Origin of the sequence: Chitinophaga sp. sic0106 (genome assembly GCF_019219075.1) — a bacterium.
Classification (GTDB): Bacteria; Bacteroidota; Bacteroidia; order Chitinophagales; family Chitinophagaceae; genus Chitinophaga.
Window position 1 is genome coordinate 1 of record NZ_JAHUWJ010000054.1, and the last position, 510, is coordinate 510.

Below are 510 nucleotides of genomic sequence, written 5' to 3' on the forward strand. Positions count from 1 at the left end.
CCAGCAGATTGGTACCTGGACAGTGCAGTACACTGGTGCAAACGCTGCTCCTGTTGTAAGTGATATCCATGATCCAAAAGCTACCATCACGGTAACACCTGGAGATCAGGTACAACTGACCTGGACAGTTACCAGCATGGTAAATGGCGCCATCATCACCACTTGCCCAGCTACTACCGATGTAGTAACTATCTATAACTACGCTGCCAACCCAGCCGCCAACGCGGGAGCAGATCAGGAAGATTGCGGTAGAACTACTGCCTTCACCCTGGATGCCACCCCTGTGGTATCTACTGGAAACATCCAGCAGATTGGTACCTGGACGGTGCAGTACACTGGTGCAAACACTGCTCCTGTAGTAAGTGATATCCATGATCCAAAAGCTACCATCACGGTAACACCTGGTGATCAGGTACAACTGACCTGGACAGTCACCAGCATGGTAAATGGTGTAGTAAACACTAACTGCCCAGCTACCACTGATGTAGTAACTATCTATAACTACGCTGC

General features: G+C 49.6%; 1 protein-coding gene. It reads left to right on the forward strand.

What is annotated here, in order from left to right; all coding sequences use genetic code 11:
• The coding region (locus KW844_RS28885) for a hypothetical protein (protein WP_218380238.1) at window positions 1-510 on the forward strand (510 nt) is incomplete at both ends.